18 protein-coding genes, 1 tRNA gene and 1 pseudogene are annotated in these 19,337 nt (G+C 46.1%); 6 read left to right on the top strand and 14 right to left on the bottom strand.

Going from position 1 to position 19,337, the window contains the following annotated elements:
- Positions 1-191: 191 nt before the first annotated feature.
- From ftsH4 to EWV68_RS17230, 3 genes are all read right to left on the bottom strand, one after another.
- A complete protein-coding gene (gene ftsH4, locus EWV68_RS17240; protein WP_287170504.1) occupies positions 192-2,069 on the bottom strand; it encodes an ATP-dependent zinc metalloprotease FtsH4 in 1,878 nt (625 codons plus the stop codon).
- A 77-nt stretch (positions 2,070-2,146) separates the two neighbouring features.
- Positions 2,147-3,331 carry a tetratricopeptide repeat protein gene (locus tag EWV68_RS17235; protein WP_287170503.1) on the bottom strand — a complete coding sequence of 395 codons (1,185 nt, stop codon included), beginning with the start codon at positions 3,329-3,331 and terminating at the stop codon, positions 2,147-2,149.
- A 134-nt stretch (positions 3,332-3,465) separates the two neighbouring features.
- Positions 3,466-4,680: an RNA-guided endonuclease InsQ/TnpB family protein gene (locus EWV68_RS17230; protein ID WP_287170502.1), complete on the bottom strand. Its 1,215-nt coding sequence runs from the start codon at positions 4,678-4,680 to the stop codon at positions 3,466-3,468.
- 78 nt (positions 4,681-4,758) lie between these two features.
- On the opposite strand from EWV68_RS17230, the pseudogene EWV68_RS17225 reads away from it, so the two are divergent.
- A pseudogene (locus EWV68_RS17225) lies at positions 4,759-4,965 on the top strand (IS200/IS605 family transposase); the annotation flags it as partial.
- Between the two features lie 168 nt (positions 4,966-5,133).
- Here EWV68_RS17225 and EWV68_RS17220 read toward each other — a convergent pair.
- The gene (locus EWV68_RS17220) at positions 5,134-6,606 is read right to left on the bottom strand and encodes a leucyl aminopeptidase (protein WP_061431467.1); all 1,473 of its coding nucleotides are present in this window, start codon (positions 6,604-6,606) and stop codon (positions 5,134-5,136) included.
- A gap of 234 nt (positions 6,607-6,840) precedes the next feature.
- Here EWV68_RS17220 and EWV68_RS17215 point away from each other — a divergent pair, with 234 nt between their 5' ends.
- Positions 6,841-7,080, top strand: a complete 240-nt coding sequence (locus EWV68_RS17215; protein WP_002757689.1) for a hypothetical protein — start codon at positions 6,841-6,843, stop codon at positions 7,078-7,080.
- Between the two features lie 87 nt (positions 7,081-7,167).
- On the opposite strand, the gene EWV68_RS17210 is transcribed toward EWV68_RS17215, so the two are convergent.
- From EWV68_RS17210 to EWV68_RS17180, 7 genes are all read right to left on the bottom strand, one after another.
- Positions 7,168-8,577, bottom strand: a complete 1,410-nt coding sequence (locus EWV68_RS17210) for an NAD(P)(+) transhydrogenase (Re/Si-specific) subunit beta (protein ID WP_061431468.1) — start codon at positions 8,575-8,577, stop codon at positions 7,168-7,170.
- The gene (locus tag EWV68_RS17205) at positions 8,574-8,870 is read right to left on the bottom strand and encodes an NAD(P) transhydrogenase subunit alpha part 2 (RefSeq protein WP_002733247.1); all 297 of its coding nucleotides are present in this window, start codon (positions 8,868-8,870) and stop codon (positions 8,574-8,576) included. The genes EWV68_RS17210 and EWV68_RS17205 overlap by 4 nt, the downstream gene beginning before the upstream one ends.
- Positions 8,871-9,000: 130 nt before the next feature.
- Positions 9,001-10,149, bottom strand: a complete 1,149-nt coding sequence (locus tag EWV68_RS17200; protein WP_287170501.1) for a Re/Si-specific NAD(P)(+) transhydrogenase subunit alpha — start codon at positions 10,147-10,149, stop codon at positions 9,001-9,003.
- A 355-nt stretch (positions 10,150-10,504) separates the two neighbouring features.
- Positions 10,505-11,461 (bottom strand): PspA/IM30 family protein, encoded by a 957-nt coding sequence (locus tag EWV68_RS17195; protein ID WP_287170500.1) that lies wholly within the window; start codon positions 11,459-11,461, stop codon positions 10,505-10,507.
- A 106-nt stretch (positions 11,462-11,567) separates the two neighbouring features.
- Complete coding sequence (locus tag EWV68_RS17190) at positions 11,568-12,341, bottom strand: PspA/IM30 family protein (RefSeq protein ID WP_061431473.1); 774 nt, start codon at positions 12,339-12,341, stop codon at positions 11,568-11,570.
- A 214-nt stretch (positions 12,342-12,555) separates the two neighbouring features.
- Positions 12,556-13,212, bottom strand: a complete 657-nt coding sequence (locus EWV68_RS17185) for a PspA/IM30 family protein (RefSeq protein WP_061431474.1) — start codon at positions 13,210-13,212, stop codon at positions 12,556-12,558.
- Between the two features lie 22 nt (positions 13,213-13,234).
- The gene (locus EWV68_RS17180) at positions 13,235-14,125 is read right to left on the bottom strand and encodes a hypothetical protein (protein WP_287170499.1); all 891 of its coding nucleotides are present in this window, start codon (positions 14,123-14,125) and stop codon (positions 13,235-13,237) included.
- 78 nt (positions 14,126-14,203) lie between these two features.
- Between EWV68_RS17180 and EWV68_RS17175 the strand changes: the two genes are divergently transcribed.
- From EWV68_RS17175 to EWV68_RS17165, 3 genes are all read left to right on the top strand, one after another.
- Positions 14,204-14,764: a DciA family protein gene (locus EWV68_RS17175; RefSeq protein ID WP_061431476.1), complete on the top strand. Its 561-nt coding sequence runs from the start codon at positions 14,204-14,206 to the stop codon at positions 14,762-14,764.
- A 376-nt stretch (positions 14,765-15,140) separates the two neighbouring features.
- Positions 15,141-15,416: a hypothetical protein gene (locus EWV68_RS17170; protein WP_045356513.1), complete on the top strand. Its 276-nt coding sequence runs from the start codon at positions 15,141-15,143 to the stop codon at positions 15,414-15,416.
- 272 nt (positions 15,417-15,688) lie between these two features.
- Positions 15,689-16,687 (top strand): Gfo/Idh/MocA family protein, encoded by a 999-nt coding sequence (locus EWV68_RS17165; RefSeq protein WP_061431477.1) that lies wholly within the window; start codon positions 15,689-15,691, stop codon positions 16,685-16,687.
- A gap of 6 nt (positions 16,688-16,693) precedes the next feature.
- On the opposite strand, the gene EWV68_RS17160 is transcribed toward EWV68_RS17165, so the two are convergent.
- On the bottom strand, positions 16,694-17,644 hold the full coding sequence (locus EWV68_RS17160; RefSeq protein ID WP_002757675.1) for a branched-chain amino acid ABC transporter permease: 951 nt from the start codon (positions 17,642-17,644) through the stop codon (positions 16,694-16,696).
- 12 nt (positions 17,645-17,656) lie between these two features.
- Positions 17,657-18,508, bottom strand: a complete 852-nt coding sequence (gene lgt / locus EWV68_RS17155) for a prolipoprotein diacylglyceryl transferase (protein ID WP_061431478.1) — start codon at positions 18,506-18,508, stop codon at positions 17,657-17,659.
- A gap of 73 nt (positions 18,509-18,581) precedes the next feature.
- On the opposite strand from lgt, the gene EWV68_RS17150 reads away from it, so the two are divergent.
- Positions 18,582-18,664, top strand: a tRNA-Leu gene (locus EWV68_RS17150).
- Positions 18,665-18,765: 101 nt separating this feature from the next.
- Here the strand turns inward: EWV68_RS17150 and EWV68_RS17145 are convergent.
- Positions 18,766-19,266, bottom strand: coding sequence for a Uma2 family endonuclease (locus EWV68_RS17145; RefSeq protein ID WP_260324456.1), 501 nt, complete (start codon positions 19,264-19,266; stop codon positions 18,766-18,768).
- Positions 19,267-19,337 lie beyond the last annotated feature (71 nt).

The following is a 19,337-nucleotide window of genomic DNA, read 5'->3' as shown; positions in this document are numbered from 1 at the left end:
TCGAACAACTAAAAAAATACGTCGAGAACCAAAACTCCCCAAAAGTGGAAACGCTACCGCGTTAGTTTCATTCTGGTCGCGATTCATCTCCCGTTAACTGCGTAGCGGTTTAACGGGAGTCCTCTCGTTCCATTGAGATAGAAAAAACCCCATCTTGAACAAAGATGGGGTAAGGTAAAAATCAAATCGATCTAAACATTAACAGGTTCTCGATCGAGGGGTTTAACGCGATCGAGCAGAGCCTGCAATTGTTCCCCTTCGATCACCTCTTTACTGAGGATTTCTTGGGCAATTTCTTCGAGTAAATTGCGATTTTGAGCGAGAATATCTAGGGCTTGCTGATGACCATTTTCGACAATCTCTTTCACTTCATTATCGATCGCTTTGGCCGTGTCATCGCTCACCAAACGCCGGGGATTCATCATGCCATCTCCCAAAAAACTATTCTGTTGACCTTTTTCGTAGGCCAGGGGACCCAGGGTCTTACTCATACCATAGGTCGTCACCATGCGTTCGGCCAAGTCCGTCGCCCGCTGCAGGTCATTAGCGGCCCCAGTAGTAATACTACCAAAGACAATTTCTTCGGCGGCCCGACCACCTAAAAGAGTAGCAATTTGGTCGCGTAATTCCGTATCATCCATCAGGAAACGGTCTTCCGTGGGCATTTGCAGGGTATAACCGAGGGCTGCCATGCCGCGAGGCACGATCGAAATCTTAGCAACTTTACCACCCCCCGGCATAACTGCACCGACGAGAGCGTGACCAACTTCGTGATAAGCGACGATTTTCTTCTCTTTTTCCGAGAGAACCCGGCTTTTCTTCTCTAAACCGGCCACTACCCGCTCGATTGCCTCATTAAAGTCCTCTTGGGCGACGGTGCTGCGTTGATTGCGCGCTGCCAATAAAGCTGCCTCATTGACTAGATTAGCTAAGTCAGCACCAGCAAAACCGGGGGTACGGGTAGCAATCTGTTTTAAATCCACACCCGATCCTAATTTTACCTTACCTGCGTAGATTTCGAGGATTTTTAAGCGTCCAGCCAGATCGGGGCGATCAACTAACACTTGACGATCAAAACGGCCGGGGCGTAAAAGGGCGGGATCAAGAGTTTCGGGGCGATTAGTAGCGGCCAGCACGATCACCGTCGCATCACCAGCGTTAAAACCGTCCATTTCCGTCAATAATTGGTTTAAAGTCTGTTCCCGTTCATCGTTACCCCCCATAAAATTACCGTTAGCGCGAGATTTACCGATCGCGTCTAATTCATCGATAAAAATAATACAGGGGGCTTTTTTCTTGGCCTGTTCAAACAGATCTCGCACTCGGGCCGCACCCGCACCGACAAAGAGTTCCACGAATTCCGAACCCGAGATACTAAAAAAAGAAACTCCCGCTTCTCCCGCTACTGCTTTTGCCAGCAGGGTTTTCCCTGTCCCCGGCGGACCGACTAAGAGGACACCCTTGGGAATCCGCGCCCCGATTTGAATGTAACGTTGGGGATATTTGAGAAATTCGACGATTTCGGCTAATTCGGTTTTCGCTTCTTCCACACCGGCCACATCTTTAAAAGTGGTTTTGGTGGTGTCTCCTTCCACATAGACTTTAGCGCGACTTTTGGTAATCGATAAAGCCCCGGCCGGACCACCGCCACCGCTGCGAGCGAGGAAAAATTGCCAAATACCAACAAAAATCAGGGGAGGAATCACCCAACTAAGGACACTGCCAATCCAGCCATTTTTTGGTGGTGGCGCGGCGGCGAATTCTACGCCCTTAGCTTCTAGACGTTTGGGCAATTCTAGGTCAAAAATCGGTGTAGTGCTGAAAATTCGTCCGTAGTTGCCCTCTTGGTCGTTTTTAAGCTGATAACGAATCTCATTCTGTCCCACGGATACCCTAGCGACGTTGCCATCTTCCACTTGGTCGATAAAAAGACTATAGGGAACTTTGGGGACGCTAGGGCCAAATAATTGCGGGAAAAGAAGGTTAACAATCAGAAATAAGCCGCCTACGGCTAATAAAACATTACCGATCAGGCGAGATTGTGAAGGAGGTTTGCTTTTTATACTCATTGCTGGGCATGATTCATTAAAATTAGTCTCTATCCTCTCCTCATTGTAGGCTGTTCACTGCTCAAGTTCAGATTGAATCAGGCGGGGGGATTACCGTCGTCTTCGGGCGGTTTTTGCTCTAGTAAAGCCTCTAGACGGGTTTGGGCAAGCTCAAAATCTGGCGCAATCCCTAAAGCTTTTTGATAACAGGCGATCGCTGCTTGGGTTTCGCCTAAATTTTCTAGGGTACTGCCGCGATTGTACCAAGCTTGATAAAAATTATCGTCTGCTTCTAGCACCTGTTGCCAACATTCTAAAGCCTCTTGCCAACGTTGCAGTCCGTATAGGGCGCTGCCTCTAGCGTTAATGATTTGGTGATCGTTGGGGGTGATTTCTAGGGCGCGATCATAACTATTTAAAGCTTCTTCGTAGTTACCAATCATGGCTAAGGCACTACCACGATTATGCCAGGCCGAGGCTAATTGGGGATCGATCGTCAAGGCCTGTTCCCAATCAGCGATCGCATTTGACCAATTGCCTAAATTTGCCTGTTCTAAGCCCTGATTAAACCAATCTTCGGCAGTTTCAGGGTTTTTACCTGACAGTGGGGAAAATTGAGCGATGAGACTATCAATAATGCTTTCTGCGTCCTTATTTTCGATGCCTAATTGTTCGGCCATTTGGCCCGCCAGGGTAGGATCGTTTTGCAGACGGTTAAATAATTCATCGAGGGTCAGGGTTTCTAATTGGGGATTTTCTGGGTCAGCACCGTTAAAATCGCTAGTTTCACCCGAATATGAGAGATTTTCTGGGGGTTGCGGCTGGGAATAACTACCCGGGGCCTCATCTTCGCCGGCGTATTCCCAGATTAAAGTGGCAGTTTCTTTGGTGTAGAGTTGATAACCGATCTCGTAGGAAGCTTCACCAATACGTTCAATCCCCGGGAAAGCGCGGGCTAATTCTCCTAAACGGATCATTCTGGTGGCGAGAAGTTGGTTAAGGGAAGCGGAGGATTGCAGACGGGTTCCAAAACGCTCTAACCATTCTACCCAATCTTTTTGCCGACCTCGATCGCCCAATTTCTCAAAAAATCTCAGAATTCTGCCTTCGTGCCAACCATGGGCCACTCCATCGAGTAACTGCATATAGAGAAACTCGTAATCTGTATCGGTTAGGGGAACAGATTCGATCGCTTGTACTCTCCCCTTTCCCCCTTGTCCCCCCAAAAGTCGGGTAAAAAAGTTTTTGATCGCGCGCCAAAGTTTTCTTAAAAGTCCCTGCATTCTAATCTCGACACTGGTTTTATTAATCTTGCAAGCATCACCCAATTAGTCTAGCAGTTATCAGTTATCGGGGATTGACTCTCCCCCGCTAACCGCTCGCGCGGTGTAGCGGGGGATTCTCGGTTCTTAGGCTTTTAACTAGATCGACCGAGTTTAACCCAGTCGATCCCCGTCAAATCGCCTCCGCGAGCGTTTTCTAACACGGTCAGTCCGACCGCGTTTTTTCCTCGGTTCTCAATTACCTTCGCTGATGCCGTATCTCTCGGTTCAATGTGGCCGCAAGAATCACACCGGTGAACTCTTTCCGATAACGCTTTTTTACCAGTAATTGCGCCACAATTCGGACACTCTTGCGAGGTTCCGTTTTTATCAACCTTAAGATAATATTTTCCCCATTTCCAAGCGACAAACGGTAATATCTCGTTAATAAAACTACCGATACCTGAATCCAGAGATTGTTTTCTAACGATCCCTCTAGACCAGGAAACGAAGTTAATATCTTCAACAAAGATATTATCAGCGAGATCGCAAAGGTAATGAGCTAACTTAAAATGCCAATCTCTACGAGTATTAGACACTTTTTCGTGTAATCTCGCTATCTTATCTTGGAGTTTCAACCAATTGTTCGAGCCTTTGACTTGATGTTTCAAGCGTCTTTGTAGCAATTTAAGCTTACTCTGTACTTTCAACAAAAATCGAGGGGCTTTGATTAAATCTCCCCGTGAAGTAGCGACAAAACTCTCAATTCCCGCGTCAATTCCTAAACAGGTCTTCCCTACTGTCATATCGGGAACTAATTCCGTAGATTGGAAAGAAACCAAAACGTAAAATCCCGACGCTTTTTGGATAATTCGAGCTTGTTTAGGCTCAAACCCAGACGGGTACTCCCTAGATTTCCTAATCCGAATTTTTCCCAATTGTGGAAAATTTAAGTATTCGTCACCTAGAAAATTTTTCGAGAGCGCGGGGAAAACAAAACTTCGCATCTTTTTCTTAAATCTAGGAAAGCCGAAGCCTTTCGATTTCATGTGGTCAAACGCTTTATCTACAGTTTTTAAAACTTGCTGTAAGACTTGAGCGTTAACCGTCTTTAATATCGGGTAAACTTTTTTAGCTTCCGTTAGATTTTTAGCTTGAACGAAGTAATTTGGATAGGGTTGATCCGCAGGAATTATGTACTCAGAAACTAGCGAACAGCGATCCGCAAGACACTTTCGAGAGTTTAACCAATCTTTCCGTTCCGAGAGCGCGTAATTATAAACGCTCTTACAAACATCAAGAATGTGGACAATCTCTCGTTCCTGTTTCTTGTTTACCTTTAGTTTGTACTGGTAGGTAAGCGTTATCACTGTCGTTAGTTTCGTGATGTGATGTATAGTTAAATTGTAACACTTACTGCCTAGTATATCAACTAATTACAATCATGGACCAAACTAATCGCTAACCTTAAAACAGTTAGTAGTCGCTTAATTAGACAAGAATTTCCGGATTTGGCGGCAAAGTATTTCGACAACAAACCCTATTTTTGGGCGGGAGCTTATTTCGTGGCTAGTTGTGGCGACGTTACTGTCGAACAACTAAAAAAATACGTCGAGAACCAAAACTCCCCAAAAGTGGAAAGGCTACTGCGTTAGTTTCATTCTGGTCGCGATTCATCTCCCGTTAACCGCTACGCAGTTTAACGGGAGTCCTCTCGCGACCTTGAGATAGGGGTGAGGGGTGGGGCAGATTTTTCAGGGATCGGTAAACAGTAAACAGTGAAAATACTCCTCACCTAATACCGCTTACTGCTTACCGATAACTTAATTATTGGCCATTACCCAATTAACTAGAGTGCGGACGGGAAAACCGGTGGCCCCGGAATTATTAACGCCATTTTCTTTATCGGACCAGACCGGTCCTGCGATATCTAGGTGGAGCCAGGGAGTATTATTAATGAATTGCTTCAAAAATAAAGCGGCTGTAATGGAACCGCCGGGGCGCGGGCCGGTGTTTTTCATATCGGCAATTTGAGACTTCATCCCCTCGAAATATTTTTCTTCTAGGGGCATTGGCCAGAATTTTTCGCCGGCTAATTTAGCGGCCTCTTGGAGTTGAACAGTGAGACTCTCATCGCTACTCCATAAACCGGCGATATCGTCCCCCAAAGCGATGACACAGGCCCCGGTTAAAGTGGCTAGATCTACGATCGCATCCACCTCTAATTTTTCCGCAAAAACCAAACCATCGGCCAGGGTTAATCGTCCCTCGGCATCGGTGTTATTGACTTCAATAGTTTTGCCATTAGAAGCGGTTAAAATGTCCCCGGGGTGCATAGCGCGACCACTAATCATATTTTCTGTAGCCGGACAGATAAAGTGTACTTCCACTTCTGGCTGTAATTGGGCGATCGCCTTGGCTGCGCCTAGGGTGGCGGCACCACCCCCCATATCCATTTTCATGGTTTCGATGCCACTGCCAGCCCCTTTAATATTCAAACCGCCGGAATCAAAGGTTAAACTTTTACCGACGATTGCTAGTTTACGTTTCGGGGTTCCTTGGGGTTTATAGATTAAATGAAGGAATTTTGGGGGAATATCCGAGGCTTTGGCCACTCCTAGGAAGGCTCCCATGCCCAAGCTTTCGCATTCTTCCTGTTCCAGAATGTTGAGACTTAATCCGTATTCGGCGGCAATTTGCTCGGCGGTTTCTGCCATGGTCAGGGGGGTGACGGTGTTCGCGGGAGCATTGACTAATTCTCTGGCCAGAATCACCCCGGAACAGATTTGCTCGGCTTTGGCGATCGCCGATGCTTGCTCTCCTAAACCCAATAACTCGACGGTTTCTAATTTGGCTCCTTTTTCCTCCTTAGTGGACTTGAAGCGGGTATCCTGATGAGTGGCCAGCAGCAGCCCTTCCGTGATTGCTCCGGCAGTGGCGGACTGATCGCCAACTACCGGTAAACTGATGGCCAGAGCTTGGCTTTTTTGTTGTTTGGCCAGACGAGCGATCGCAGCAGCCGCTAGACGCAGGGTTTGCAGGTCGAAATCGGCAGTTTTTCCCAATCCCACCAGGATTAATTTGCGAATCGGACCACCACCTAGACGAGTCGCCGCACTGCTGCCTAATTTTCCCTCGAATTCCGTCTCGGAGATGAGATCCCCTAGGTTTCCCCCTAGTTTATCGTTTAATTCTGCCAATTCTCCTGCAATCTCGATGGCTCCTTCTGGTAAACCTAGGGCTAAAGTATCTCCTGTCCAAGTAAGGAGCGAGGTGTCAGTCGATCGAATATCCATTCTTTATCTCGATAATTCTTTGCAAATTGCTTCTATTAATCACTATACTGTAAGCTCTATCAGTTATCATCGATCATCTATTCAGGTTTAGTGGCTCCCTGTCAAGAATCAAGGTCTAGCTCTTGCTAAAATCATTGTCCCTGATTGCTGATGCTGACTGGGGATAACTGCCATGGGTTCCACTACTTAGAAAAAATTACCAAGTTTGTGTTGATCAATCAAGGAGAAATTTTTATGGAAATATCTCGTCCTAATCAAGCAGAATTAACCGCAGAAGAACAACAGGAACTAGAAAAGTTGCGGGCTATTATCGAACAGGCTAGTGTTGATGGCGTGATCACTCAAGGGGAAAGGGAAAGAATCGCTCTAGCTATGAGATCTGATGGTAAAGTGACCCTAGAAGAATTAGAGTTAGTCAGAACTTTAATTACCGAAAAAGTCAGCAAAGGGGAATTAGTTCTTGATTATCTTTAAGTAGTTAGTTGCACAAAATTAAATTCACACTCTGGAAAATCCGATAAAAAAAAGACGGGGTGAAAACCCCGTCCTATTTGTCAAGAATTATGACAAATCCTTGACTTGTGATACTAATTGTGCTACCACATCTTGAGCGCTACCGAAGAGCATAAAGGTTTTGGGATTGTAGAATAATTCGTTTTCTACCCCGGCAAAACCCGATCGCATACTGCGCTTAATCACGATCGTGTGCTGTGCCTTATCCACGTCGAGGATTGGCATTCCATAAATGGGACTAGCTTTATCGTGACGGGCAGCGGGATTAACCACATCATTCGCCCCAATAATTAAGGCCACATCGACACGCTCAAACTCAGGATTAATATCATCCATATCGTAGAGTTGCGGATAGGGAACATTAGCTTCGGCCAGTAATACATTCATGTGGCCGGGCATTCTTCCCGCCACGGGGTGAATAGCATATTTAACCTCAACGCCATTTTTTTCCAACTGTTCAGCCAATTCTCGCACTGCGTGTTGTGCTTGGGCCACCGCCATGCCGTAACCGGGTACAATCACCACAGAACGCGCATAACCGAGCATCATTGCCCCTTCTTCTGAATCAATAGCATGAACCGATTTATCAAGGCTAGAAGTGGCGCTCGCTTCGCCCCCGGCACTAGCACCTGTACCGAATGCCCCAAATAGTACACTAGCCAGCGATCGATTCATGGCTTTACACATGATCTGAGTCAGGATAATCCCCGACGCACCCACCAAAGCACCGGCGATGATCAGCATACTATTCATCAGGATAAAACCGACTACGCTGGCGGCAAGTCCCGAAAAAGAGTTTAAGAGGGAGATAACCACGGGCATATCGCCGCCGCCGATGGGAAGCACGAATAAAGCCCCGAAAATTAGGGAAAGTGCCACCAAGGTCAGGAAAACATCGATCGAGGTGGGATCAAAAAAGAGATAGACACTACCCCCTAAAAAGGTGAGTAGCAAGAGAATGTTAAAGGGTTGTTGGAAAGGAAAAGTTACGGGCGCGCCACTGATTAATTCCTGTAATTTGGCAAAAGCGAGGACACTACCGGTAAAAGTGACACCACCGATCAATACACCCAAAATAGCGATCAGTATCGAGTCAAAGGCAATATTTTCACCACTTTGCAGTAAACGCCAGTATTCGCCGATGGCAATTAAAGCACTGGCAGCACCGCCTAAACCGTTAAAAATCCCCACCATTTGGGGCATAGCTGTCATCGGGACTTTTTGCGCCGAAACCAAGCCGATAATTGAGCCAATCACCAACGCCACGGCGATTAAACCATAGCTGAGGATTTCTTGATTGATTAAGGTGGCAATAATGGCGATTAGCATCCCGATCGCAGCCAGAAAATTGCCTTGACGGGCAGTAGCGGGGGAAGATAATTGTTTAAGACCGATGATAAATAAGATGGCGGCGAGTAGATAGGATAACTCGATCCCTGTGATAAGGGCATTATTCATGATTTAGCCTCTTTTTTCTTGAACATTTGCAGCATTCGATCGGTAACGACAAAACCACCGACCACGTTAACCATCGCCAAAATAACGGCAATTAACCCTAAAATTACGGTTAATTCATGCCAATCCGTGCCTCCGGCGATGAGGAGCGCACCGACAACGGCGATACCTGAAATTGCATTCGCTCCCGACATCAGGGGTGTATGGAGAGTGGGAGGAACTTTATTGATCACCTCGAAACCGACAAAGGAAGCGAGGACAAATACCACTAAAGCGGTTAAAAGTTGGGCAGTCATTGGTTAAAGAAATAAGGGATAGGGAAAGTGGGAAGTGGGGGATTGGGGGGATGGGGAAGTGGGGGATTGGGGAGAACAAAGCTGCCTTTTGCCTTTTGCCTTTTGCCTTTTGCCTCCTGAATCCTGATAGCTAAAAAGCGGATAACTGTTCACTGAGGGCGGATTTAATGCGTTGGTTGCGGATTTCGCCAGCGTGGGTGACACAGGCACTATCAATGATGTCATCGGCAAAATCGAGGTTTAAACTGCCGTCTTTGCTGACTAGAAGTTGTAGCAGCATTTGCAGGTTTTTGGCGTACATCTGGCTGGCATTGGTGGCCACTGTGGCAGGAAGATTAACGGCTCCGACGATTTTTACCCCATTAACGATGATTTCTCGTCCCGGTTGGGTGTAGGCGCAATTTCCGCCCTGTTCCGCCGCTAAATCAACGATTACCGACCCCGCTTTCATGGTGGCGATCATTTCTTTGGTGACTAGCAGCGGGGCCTGTTTCCCCGGTACTTGGGCGGTGGTGATCACCACATCAGCCCGCTTAATTGGTTCCGTTAGGGCTTGACAAATGCGCTCCTGTGTGCTAAGAGAAACCTCTTTGGCGTAACCGTTATCGGCGACGGTATCTTCTTCTAGGGGCATTTCAATAAATTTCGCCCCGACACTCTGCACTTCTTCTTTGACTTGGGGACGAATATCAAAAGCCTCCACCACTGCCCCCAAACGGCGGGCGGTAGCGCAAGCTTGCAATCCAGCAACTCCTGCCCCCAATACCAGCACTTTGGCGGGGGCGATCGTACCGGCGGCGGTAGTCATCATCGGGAACATTTTCGGCAGCTGCACGGCGGCGAGGAGTACCGCTTTGTAACCGGCGAGGTTAGCCTGAGAGGAGAGGGCATCCATGCTCTGGGCGCGACTACTGCGGGGAATTAATTCCATGCTCAAAGCTGTAATCCCGCGCTCGGCTAATTTGGCAATGCGCCGGGGTTGACGCAGGGGATCGAGAAAGCCGATGAGGATACCACCATTTTTGAGGCGATCGATCTCGCTATCGCTAGGAGGGACCACTTTGAGAATAATATCGGCAGTTTCATAGATATATTCGCTGTTTTCGCTCAGGGCGGCTCCCACGGCACTATAGGCACTATCGGCAAAGTTAGCGCTAATTCCCGCCCCATTTTGGACAATTACCTCAAATCCCGCCTTGACTAAACGGGCGACGGTATCCGGCACTAGCGCCACCCGCGCCTCGCCTTGGTCACTTTCTTTGATTACGCCGATTTTCATGGCTGGGTTTCTCCTTAATAAGTCCTTCTCTTGTCCTATGCTGTTGGGGTAAGGGTTTCGTTAAATGCGATCGATCCCTTGGGATAATTTCGAGTCAAAATTGCTTTTCACTTCCATCCTAGCTATCCTCACCTTTCTGGCTCTTTTTCGGGGTGAATCTTAGGATTATCTTCAGAATTAAAGGGTTTTGAGCGGCACTGCTTGGGAATTTTTTTCTAATGATGAGGTACAAAGTTTTTGTTCTGGGAAACGCTGGAAAGTTTAACAGTAGTCAGTTTTCAGTCGTAGATACCAATTTAGGTTATACTTCATATTGATGAGAAAGGCTGTAATAGGTCTCGACAATCTCAAAGTTTTACATTTCTTTTAACTTCGATCGCAATTGCTCTAATTCTGCATCTACTGCTGAATCCCTGACGGTAGTTGCTGGGGGTAAATTGCTTTGATTAGAAGCTGTACTGGGTAATATTCCCCCAGACATTTGTGCTTTTAGCAGTGCTAATTCATCCTCCACATCGCTACCCGCTTCTAGTGGATCGATGTCAACCAATTCACCGTCAGCTTGACTACTGGCTTCTAACTGGATAAATTTTGCTTCCATGCGCTCAAAAGCTGAACGGTAAATACTATTGTTCCCATTCTCAAAAATAGTTAAGTTTTTTTGTAAAGTATCGACTTGAGTTTTAATTTGTTCTATCTGACTTTTGATAATATTGGCGATATTAATATGATTCTCTTTTTGTCTAAAAGCTTCTCTAACAAGGGAATAATCTACTTCAGATCTAGCTAATTTAGCTCTCCTGTCCCATTTTAAAATTTCCGCTAGTTCTTGATTATATTGTTGTTCTGCTCTTTTTTGTAAAGTGATTATTTCGGCCATGTCTAATCTTGGTAATTTCTTTTCGATTGCTATCCCGTCCAATTCGTCATAAATTTGACTAGGATCTTGCAATTGTCTAACTTTTCCCTCTGGGACTTCAAAAACCGCCTTGTCAATGCTAGTATCTATACTGCCGATACTTTTTTCGTTAATCTTTCTTTCTAAAATTGGCAATTTTTCTTTCAGTTTATCAACTTGGATATTCAGTTTTTCCAGTTGATTTTTAATAATATTTGCGGTATTAATGTGATGTTTTTTCTTTATATTAGCTTCTTGTGCCAGAGACTCATCACCTTTATCTAGAGCGAGTTTAACTCTTTCTTGCCATTTTAAAACCTCAGCTTGTGCTTGGTTGTACTGTTGTTCGGCTCTTTTTTGTAAGGCAATTACTTCGATAATTGAGGAACGTAAATTATATAAATCATCCCGCATAATAGTGATGGTTAATTATGACTAGCAATTAATATTCCCTATCTCAACAACAAAATTAATAAATAGAGACGTACCGTAGATAGTACGTCTCGACGCTCTCAAAGTTTTACAGTTCTTTTAACTTCGATCGCAATTCCTCTAATTCTGCATCCACTGCCGAATCCCTGACGGTGGTTGCTTGGGGTAAAGTGGGTTGACTAGAAGCTGTACCCGGTAATGCTCCCCCGGACATTTGTGCTTTCAGCATTGCTAATTCATCCTCCACATCGCTACCCGATTCTAGTGCAGCGAATTGACGTTCCATGTCGATGCCACCCAATTCACCGATCGCTTGACTACGGGCTTCTATCTGCACAACTTTTTCTTCCATGCGCTCAAAAGCGGACATGGAACTACTGGTATCGATACTGCCGAGGGTTTTTTGGATTTCTTCGTTAGCTTTTGCGGCTCTGGAGCGAGCTACTAACATATTTTTCTTGGTTTTTGCCTCAGAAATCTTACTTTCGAGCGCGATCAAGTTTTTTCTCAGACTTTCTACCTGTACCGTTTGCTGATCCAGTTGATTTTTGAGAATGGCGGCGGTTTCCGTGAAATCTTTCTTGCGTTTAAGAGCTTCCCTGGCGAGAGTTTCATCCCCTTTAGAAAGGGCTAATTTGGCTCTTTGTTCCCATTTATTGGCTTCTGACTGGTCTTTGCTGTATTTTTGTTCCGTTTGTCGTTGTTCGGCGATCGCTCTAGCGACCGCTTGACGTACCTGTACTAGATCCTCTTGCATATCACTGACAGCTTGTTCCAGCATTTTTTCTGGATCTTCAGCCTTGCTCACCATATCATTGAGGTTAGCTCGGACAACTCGGCTAAGGCGATCGAATAAACCCATGACGCTCTTGTTCCTCTCGGTGTGTACTAAATCAGTTAACTGTTCTTAAAATTTCCTATCTTGCCTAACGGCTTATTATCCAATATAAACCACGAGAGCTAGGATAGGGGATAGGAGTTAGGAGTCAAGAGTCAGGAGACAGCTTTTTTCTCCCCACACCCCACACCCTACACCCCACACCCCACACCCCACACCCTACACCCCACTTCCCACATCACCCATCCAAGTTTTCTTGTTTTAACTTGAGTAATTCCGCTTCAATTTGTTTTTGTCCCTCCAAATCTTGGAATTGTCGCTCTAAGGGGTCTTTATACCCGATTAAATCGGCTTGGGATTCGGCTTCTAAGACTTTTGCTTCTAATTTCTCGAAAATAGTTCCCATCTGACTGCTGTTCAAACTGCCCATAATTTCTTGGGCTTTTTGACTGGCACTCGCCGATCGCAATCTGGCCACATAAAGGCTTTTCTGTGCTTTCATCTCAGCATATTTGCGTTCAATTGTCAAGAGTTCTTTCTTTAACTTTTGTATAATAGCCGTCTGTTGTTGCAGGGAGATTTGTAGGGGGGCGATCTGACTTTGATAGGTTTGCCATTGGCTGAGAGCTTGGCGGGCGAGTTCCTCGTTACCGTGATGTAGGGCTAATTGGGCGCGTTCGTGCCAAGTTTGGGCCGCTTTTTCCTGTTGTTGTCGTTGGCGCTCGGTACGTTTCTGGGTAGCGACGGCTGCCGCCAGGGCTTGTCGCATTTGCATCAATTCCCCTTCCATCGCCAAGATCGCCTTTTCCAGCAGTTTTTCGGGATCTTGATTTTCCTGAATCAGACTATTGACTTGGGCGCGAATTGCTTGGCCCATGCGATCTAACAAACCCATTGCCGTCCTCCCGATAGGAACCCTAATAGTTTACCGAAGTGCCGCTCCTATCAATAATGATAGAACTAGGGACGGGGGACTGGGAGGGATCGGCTGTTTCTGAAGGTGCCGGACTACTGGGAGAAGGGGATGCTTGTAATTCTGGCGGTAACTGTTTCATTAACTCCACCGCCTCCTGTCGGTTTTGATTGGCCAAGCGACGGGCTTTTTCCCGTTGAAAAAAGGGTAAATTAGCGGGTGATTCTTCTCTTTGACGCAATTCCTCCAACATTCGTTCGTTAATGATCGCGGTCGAGGGGGCGGGGGTGACTTGGGGCGGTGGCGGTGGTGGTGGGGAAACTAGGGAAGATGCTGGAGGGGTACTGGGGTCCGGGGGGGCGACGGGTAAAGATTGCTTGATCTTACTGACGGGTAATTGATGGGCCGGCATTGGGGATGGTGGCGGATTCGGGGGTAAGAGGGCATTAGTCAGATTGATAGCGGTGGGGGGACTCTGAACCACTGGTGGGGCGGGAATGTTAGCGATCGGGCTAGTTTTAAGGGGAGGAGCGGGAATATTAACGATCGGACTGGTTTGAGGAGTTTTCTGTACTGGGCGAGCGATCGCTATCAATCGATCGAGGTGGCGGGAGTTATTTTGGCGCTGCTCGAGGGGGGAATTCTCAGTTTTCCTCGGGGTGGGGGTAGTATTGGTTAACCATTGATTGAGACTGAGGAGACTATTAGCAATTAAAAAGATCACCATTGCCCGGATACCCCAAGGGGTAAAAAAGACATCTTCAGCTTGGGGATAGACGTTAATGACAGCAGCTTCTAGGTATTCTGGTTCCCGAGCGGGATCGATGGCTGAACTGGGTTGATGGACGATCGAGAGAGGGGAATCTTGGGGGGATGGGGATCGATCGGATTTCATGAGGGTATTAAAGGTTATGCTGAAAAGTTAGGGGGTTTTTTCGTCCTAGTGTACCGTGGTATTCCCTAGATTTTCCCTATGTCTTTACATTCTCTTGACAAAATTTTGGCGGTTATTACTCAACAGGCGGGTTGGGAAGAATATCGCCACTATGATCAAGTGCTGCAATTGTGGCCAAAAATTATTAATCCCCGTCTGCTTGAGCAAACCCGGCCTTTTTCCCTGAGTCGCGGGGTTTTATCGGTGGCTACCAATAGCGCCGCTTTAGCACAGGAATTGTCTTTACAACGCTATAGCTTATTAAAACGGCTTAATAGTCAGTTAGAGACTCCCTTGAGCGATATCCGCTTTTCTGCTGCCCGTTGGCAGCAGGATAGTCAGTTAATTCCGCTAGAAGCGATCGCGCCTAATTCCCTCAGAGATCATCCTAGCTATGTCACCCCGGAAAAACCGCCAGAAAATCCCCAGCAACCGGACATTTTAGAGACTTGGAGCCAGAAAATACGTCATAGAACCCGATCCTGGCCAATTTGCCCTCGTTGTCAGTCTCCCACTCCCTCCGGAGAGCTTGAGCGTTGGCAATGTTGTGCTTTTTGTTTTGCCCAGTCGGGCGGGGTAAAAGATGCAATTTTTTTATAGTATTGTGGAAAGAGTGGTTTTGAGTCAGGAATCAATTGGCCGATCTTTTCTGTCTTAATTGAACCTGTATTCATCAATTCTATCGAGCTAAGGCTTGATCCCCGTTCTGTTATTGCTGATACTAGACCCAATAACCTCGGCCACAACTGAGTTGAACTCTTCAGTTTTGAGACAGTGCTGCTTTTTGCAAAGTAACTATTAAAAGATTCTAAAAATAAAATTTTTTTTGGGGATCACTAAAAACTATATGGCATATCAGTTCTAGCTGTGGTAGTCAGGAAAATACCCTTGGCACAGGGTAGGACAATATTACACAGAGCGAAAAGAGAGTCATCCCTTGAGTTCCCTATAATCATCTTCCTTTTAAAGCCAACCCATGCAAGCCGCAAACTTTCTTACCTCTTCCTGTCGATACTGCCGATACTATCAAACCCAAGGTCGGCGCGGTGGCACTTGTCAACAACTAGATGTTCCCGTCGAAGCTCATTGGAAAGCCTGCGCTCTAGCGATGCCTCCTTTTAGTACTGAATGGCAACAACTCAATCGGGTGGTTAGTTTAGAACAGTCTCTAGAATTAACCTGTACAGTGTCGCCAACTCCCGTGGTGGTTTCCCCTAGTCGTCATGCTCCCCGACAACCGATCGCGGTTTAGAAGCTCTCGGACCGAAACAGGAGCAAAAAATTGGCGTTGCCCATTAAAAATATGAATTCACCCTCCCACATCTTTCAGGGCGCTATTTTTGAGATAATAGATCAGTTAATTGCCAAGATAAAGCTAGGAAAGGCAGAATTGCTGTAGAAAGTATTCAGGAGTTGAGAGTTGGGGTTTTAGGGTTTTGGGGTATTAGTTGAAATTCCCCTATCTCCCTATCTCCCCGCACCCCACTTCCCACACCCCACTTCCCGATAATTAATGTCGCCAGAATGCCCCCGATGACTTCTAATCATCCCCTGAAAATTGGTATAGTTGGGACAGGGTTCGCCGCTCAACGTCGCGCTGAAAGCTTGCAAGCGGATGATCGCGCCCAGCTTTTGTATGTTAGCGGTAATAGTGCCGAATCGATCGCTAATTTCTCGCAAAAATACCAAATTTCTGCCCTAGATTCGGCAGTAAGCCTGGCCAGCCATCCCGATCTCGATCTGATTGTCGTTGCCAATGTTAATCAGGCCCATGCCTCGATCGCCCGTACTGCCTTAAAATCTGGTAAGCACGTTATCGTCGAGTATCCCCTAGCTTTTCACCCGAAAGAGGCAGCAGAATTAATCACCTTAGCCGAAACCGAGAACAAATTACTGCACGTCGAACATATTGAACTTTTGGGGGGACTGCATCAAACCCAACAGCAGTATTTAGCCGGCCTCGGCAATATCCACCTAGCCCGTTATACCACGATCGCCCCCGGCAGACCGGCACCCCGGCGCTGGACATTTCATCGGGATTTATTCGGTTTTCCTTTGATCGCTGCCCTTTCTCGTATCCATCGCTTTACTAATTTATTTGGGGAAGTGGAGTCCGTATCCTGTCATTGTCGTTATTGGAATGCCCCGGAATTCGATTATTTTCTGGCCTGTTTGTGTGAGGCGCAGTTATTATTTAAAAATGGCTTAATTGCTGAAGTTACCTACGGTAAAGGCGAAGTTTTTTGGCAAAATGAGCGAACTTTCACTATTCATGGCGAGGGGGGCAGCTTAATTTTTGAAGGGGAAACAGGGCAGTTAATTAATAGTGAAGGTAGCCAAGCTTTAGAAGTGGAAACCCGTCGCGGTCTTTTTGCCAAAGATACCGCCATGGTGCTAGATTATCTGTTCGATCGGGTTCCTCTCTATGTTACTCCCCAAGCCAGTCTTTATGCCCTAGAAGTGGCCTATGCTGCCTATCAATCTTCTTTGTTGGGAAAAACAGTTTTTCTCGCGGACAATTAAACCGAATTAGACTTTTTGAATTAACTTTCTGCCTAGTAAACCCTGGGGACGAACTAACAACATAATAAAGAGAATAGCAAAAGCGATCGCCTCTCGATAACCGGAATATTCTGCGGGAACAAAAGCTTCGGCAATACCCAATAATAAACCACCGATTACCGCTCCGGGGATACTTCCCAATCCCCCTAAAACAATCACTCCTAAACCTTTTAATCCGAAAGCAATACCGAAATAGGGGCCAGCGATACTAACACTAGAACCGACTAAAGTTCCTGCTAAACCTGCCAAGGCACCACTAATAAAAAAGGTAATCACGATAAATTTTTCGGGATTGATCCCCAACAAACTGGCCGTGGTGACATCTTCAGCTACCGCTTGTAAAGCTTTGCCCATTTTGGTGAAATTAACCCAATAAGTTAGCAAAGCCACCATAACTGCTGAAACCAGAAAAATAATAATCTGAATTGTGCGAATTGCCACGGGGCGATCGGCTGTACCGAAATTAATTGCGGGGGGAAGATTGCCATAAATCCCATCGGGAAAAGTATAAATTTCTGCCCCGAATAAGTATTGAATGACATTGACAATCACCACGGCTGCCCCTAGGCTAGAAACCAGAGTTAAGAGAGAATCGGAACCCCGTACCCGGAGGGGTTTAAAGGCCAATCTTTCCAGAAGAACCGAGGTGAAACCTGAAAGGATACAGCCTAGCAAGAGTGCCAAAAAAAAGGGTAAGGAAAAGGGTAATTTGGCATTAGCCAATAAACCATTAAAACCGAAAACTCCCCCCGCTAGAGCGTAGGTAAAATAGGCACCGAGGGTAAAAATTGCGCCATGGGCAAAATTGATAATCCCTAAAATGGAAAAAATCAAAGTGTAACCGAGGGCAAAAATAGCATAGACACTACCGATCGATAAACCGTTTAAAACCTGTTGAAAAATCGTTACTAGATCCATTGTCAGGGTTAGCTAGGGTAACTTTTGATTATAACTGACGGTCGCCACCACATCCGGTAAAGGACGCTGCAGTTTATATAACCAGAATAAACCGAAAATACCGATAGCGATCGCTACTAAACTAATTATTTGCGCCATTTTCAAAGGACCAAACATTAAACTATCGGTCCGTAGCCCCTCGATCCAGAATCTACCTAGACTGTAGGCGATAAAATAGACTAGGGTAAGGGTGCCAATTTTTAATTTACTAGGGTATTTTAAACCCCAGAAAAATAGATAGATGAGTAGGGCAAAAACTCCCAGATTCCAGAGAGATTCGTAGAGAAAGGTGGGGTGAAAATAATCGACGGCGATATATTCTAAAGGACGACTAGCCGGAGGAATAAACAACTTCCAAGGTAAATTAGTCGGACTGCCAAAAGCTTCCGAATTAAAAAAGTTACCCCAACGTCCGATCGCTTGACCGAGAATAACTGAAGGGGCCACCAGATCGAGTAATTGCCAAAGAGAAACCCGATTAACGCGGGCAAAAATTAGGGACGCCAGCAAACCCCCGATAATTGCCCCGTGAATGGCGATACCTCCCTTCCAAATGGCGATAATATCAGCAGGATTTTGCGCGTATTCTTGCCACTGAAAGAGAACATAGTACAGACGGGCTGCAGGTATGGCCCCCACTACTAACCAAATGGCCAAATCGGCGATTAAATCGGGATCGATCGCTCTTTTTTGGGCGAGGTACTGGGAGAGGGTGACACCCAATAATACCGCCATAGCGATGAGAAATCCATACCAGCGCACCGAAATCGGTCCGATCTCCCAGAGGACGGGGCCAGGAGACTGAAAGACAAAACCTAAGAGCATAAAATTATTAAGAATAAAAAATTTTATCTTTCCTATAGTATCTTATGCTATGATGGAATAAGCTGACATATTTGCGGATGTGGCGGAATTGGTAGACGCGCTAGATTTAGGTTCTAGTATCTTTTCGATGTGTGGGTTCGAGTCCCTCCATCCGCATTAACCTTCGGGTCGATGAAGTGTAAACTAATTTGGTATTGACGACCGACGACCCAAAAGGAAAACTTGTTAATTTCCATTTTTGAGACTCCGGTTCAGATTTATTTTTTCAACTGACTTCTTACCCAATTCCGAAATGCTTTTACTAACTCTAGGTAATCTGTCTGGCCAGCTTGTTGTAAAAATATAGCAATTTCTAAGATGGGTAAATTAGGAAAAAATTGACTGGTTGGGGAGGTGATATAAGTGCCATTTTGTAATTGTTGGATGACCAGAGATTCCCCATTATAAACCCAAACCTCTGCCACGCCTAGATCTGCATAAACCTGAAGGCGATTTTGAGAACTGCTGGTGACATCAATTTCTATGACTAAATCGGGTGCTGGGTCTTCATTTAAGTCCAGTCGCTTTTTCCCGCGAACCGCCTCAATATTGTCAATGTAAAAACATTCATCCGGTTCTGCACCGCTTAATTGAGGGCGTTTAAAGGTGGTAGAACCGAGGGGATAAATCGGGACTAGCGATTCTTCCGCTAGGGTTTCGACAAAGCGACCGTTGACATCCTCGCCGCCGTAAAACGGACGGCGATTCCCAAACCTCACGATTTAGGTTTCTGCTTCTTTCCCTTGCGGGGTTCCGCACCTGCCTTAACAGATTTACTCTGTTCTGGTCT

The organism is Microcystis sp. M_QC_C_20170808_M9Col (genome assembly GCF_007095495.1).
In the GTDB taxonomy this organism is placed as follows: Bacteria; Cyanobacteriota; Cyanobacteriia; order Cyanobacteriales; family Microcystaceae; genus Microcystis; species Microcystis aeruginosa.
This window is presented reverse-complemented; position numbering and strand designations above follow the sequence as displayed.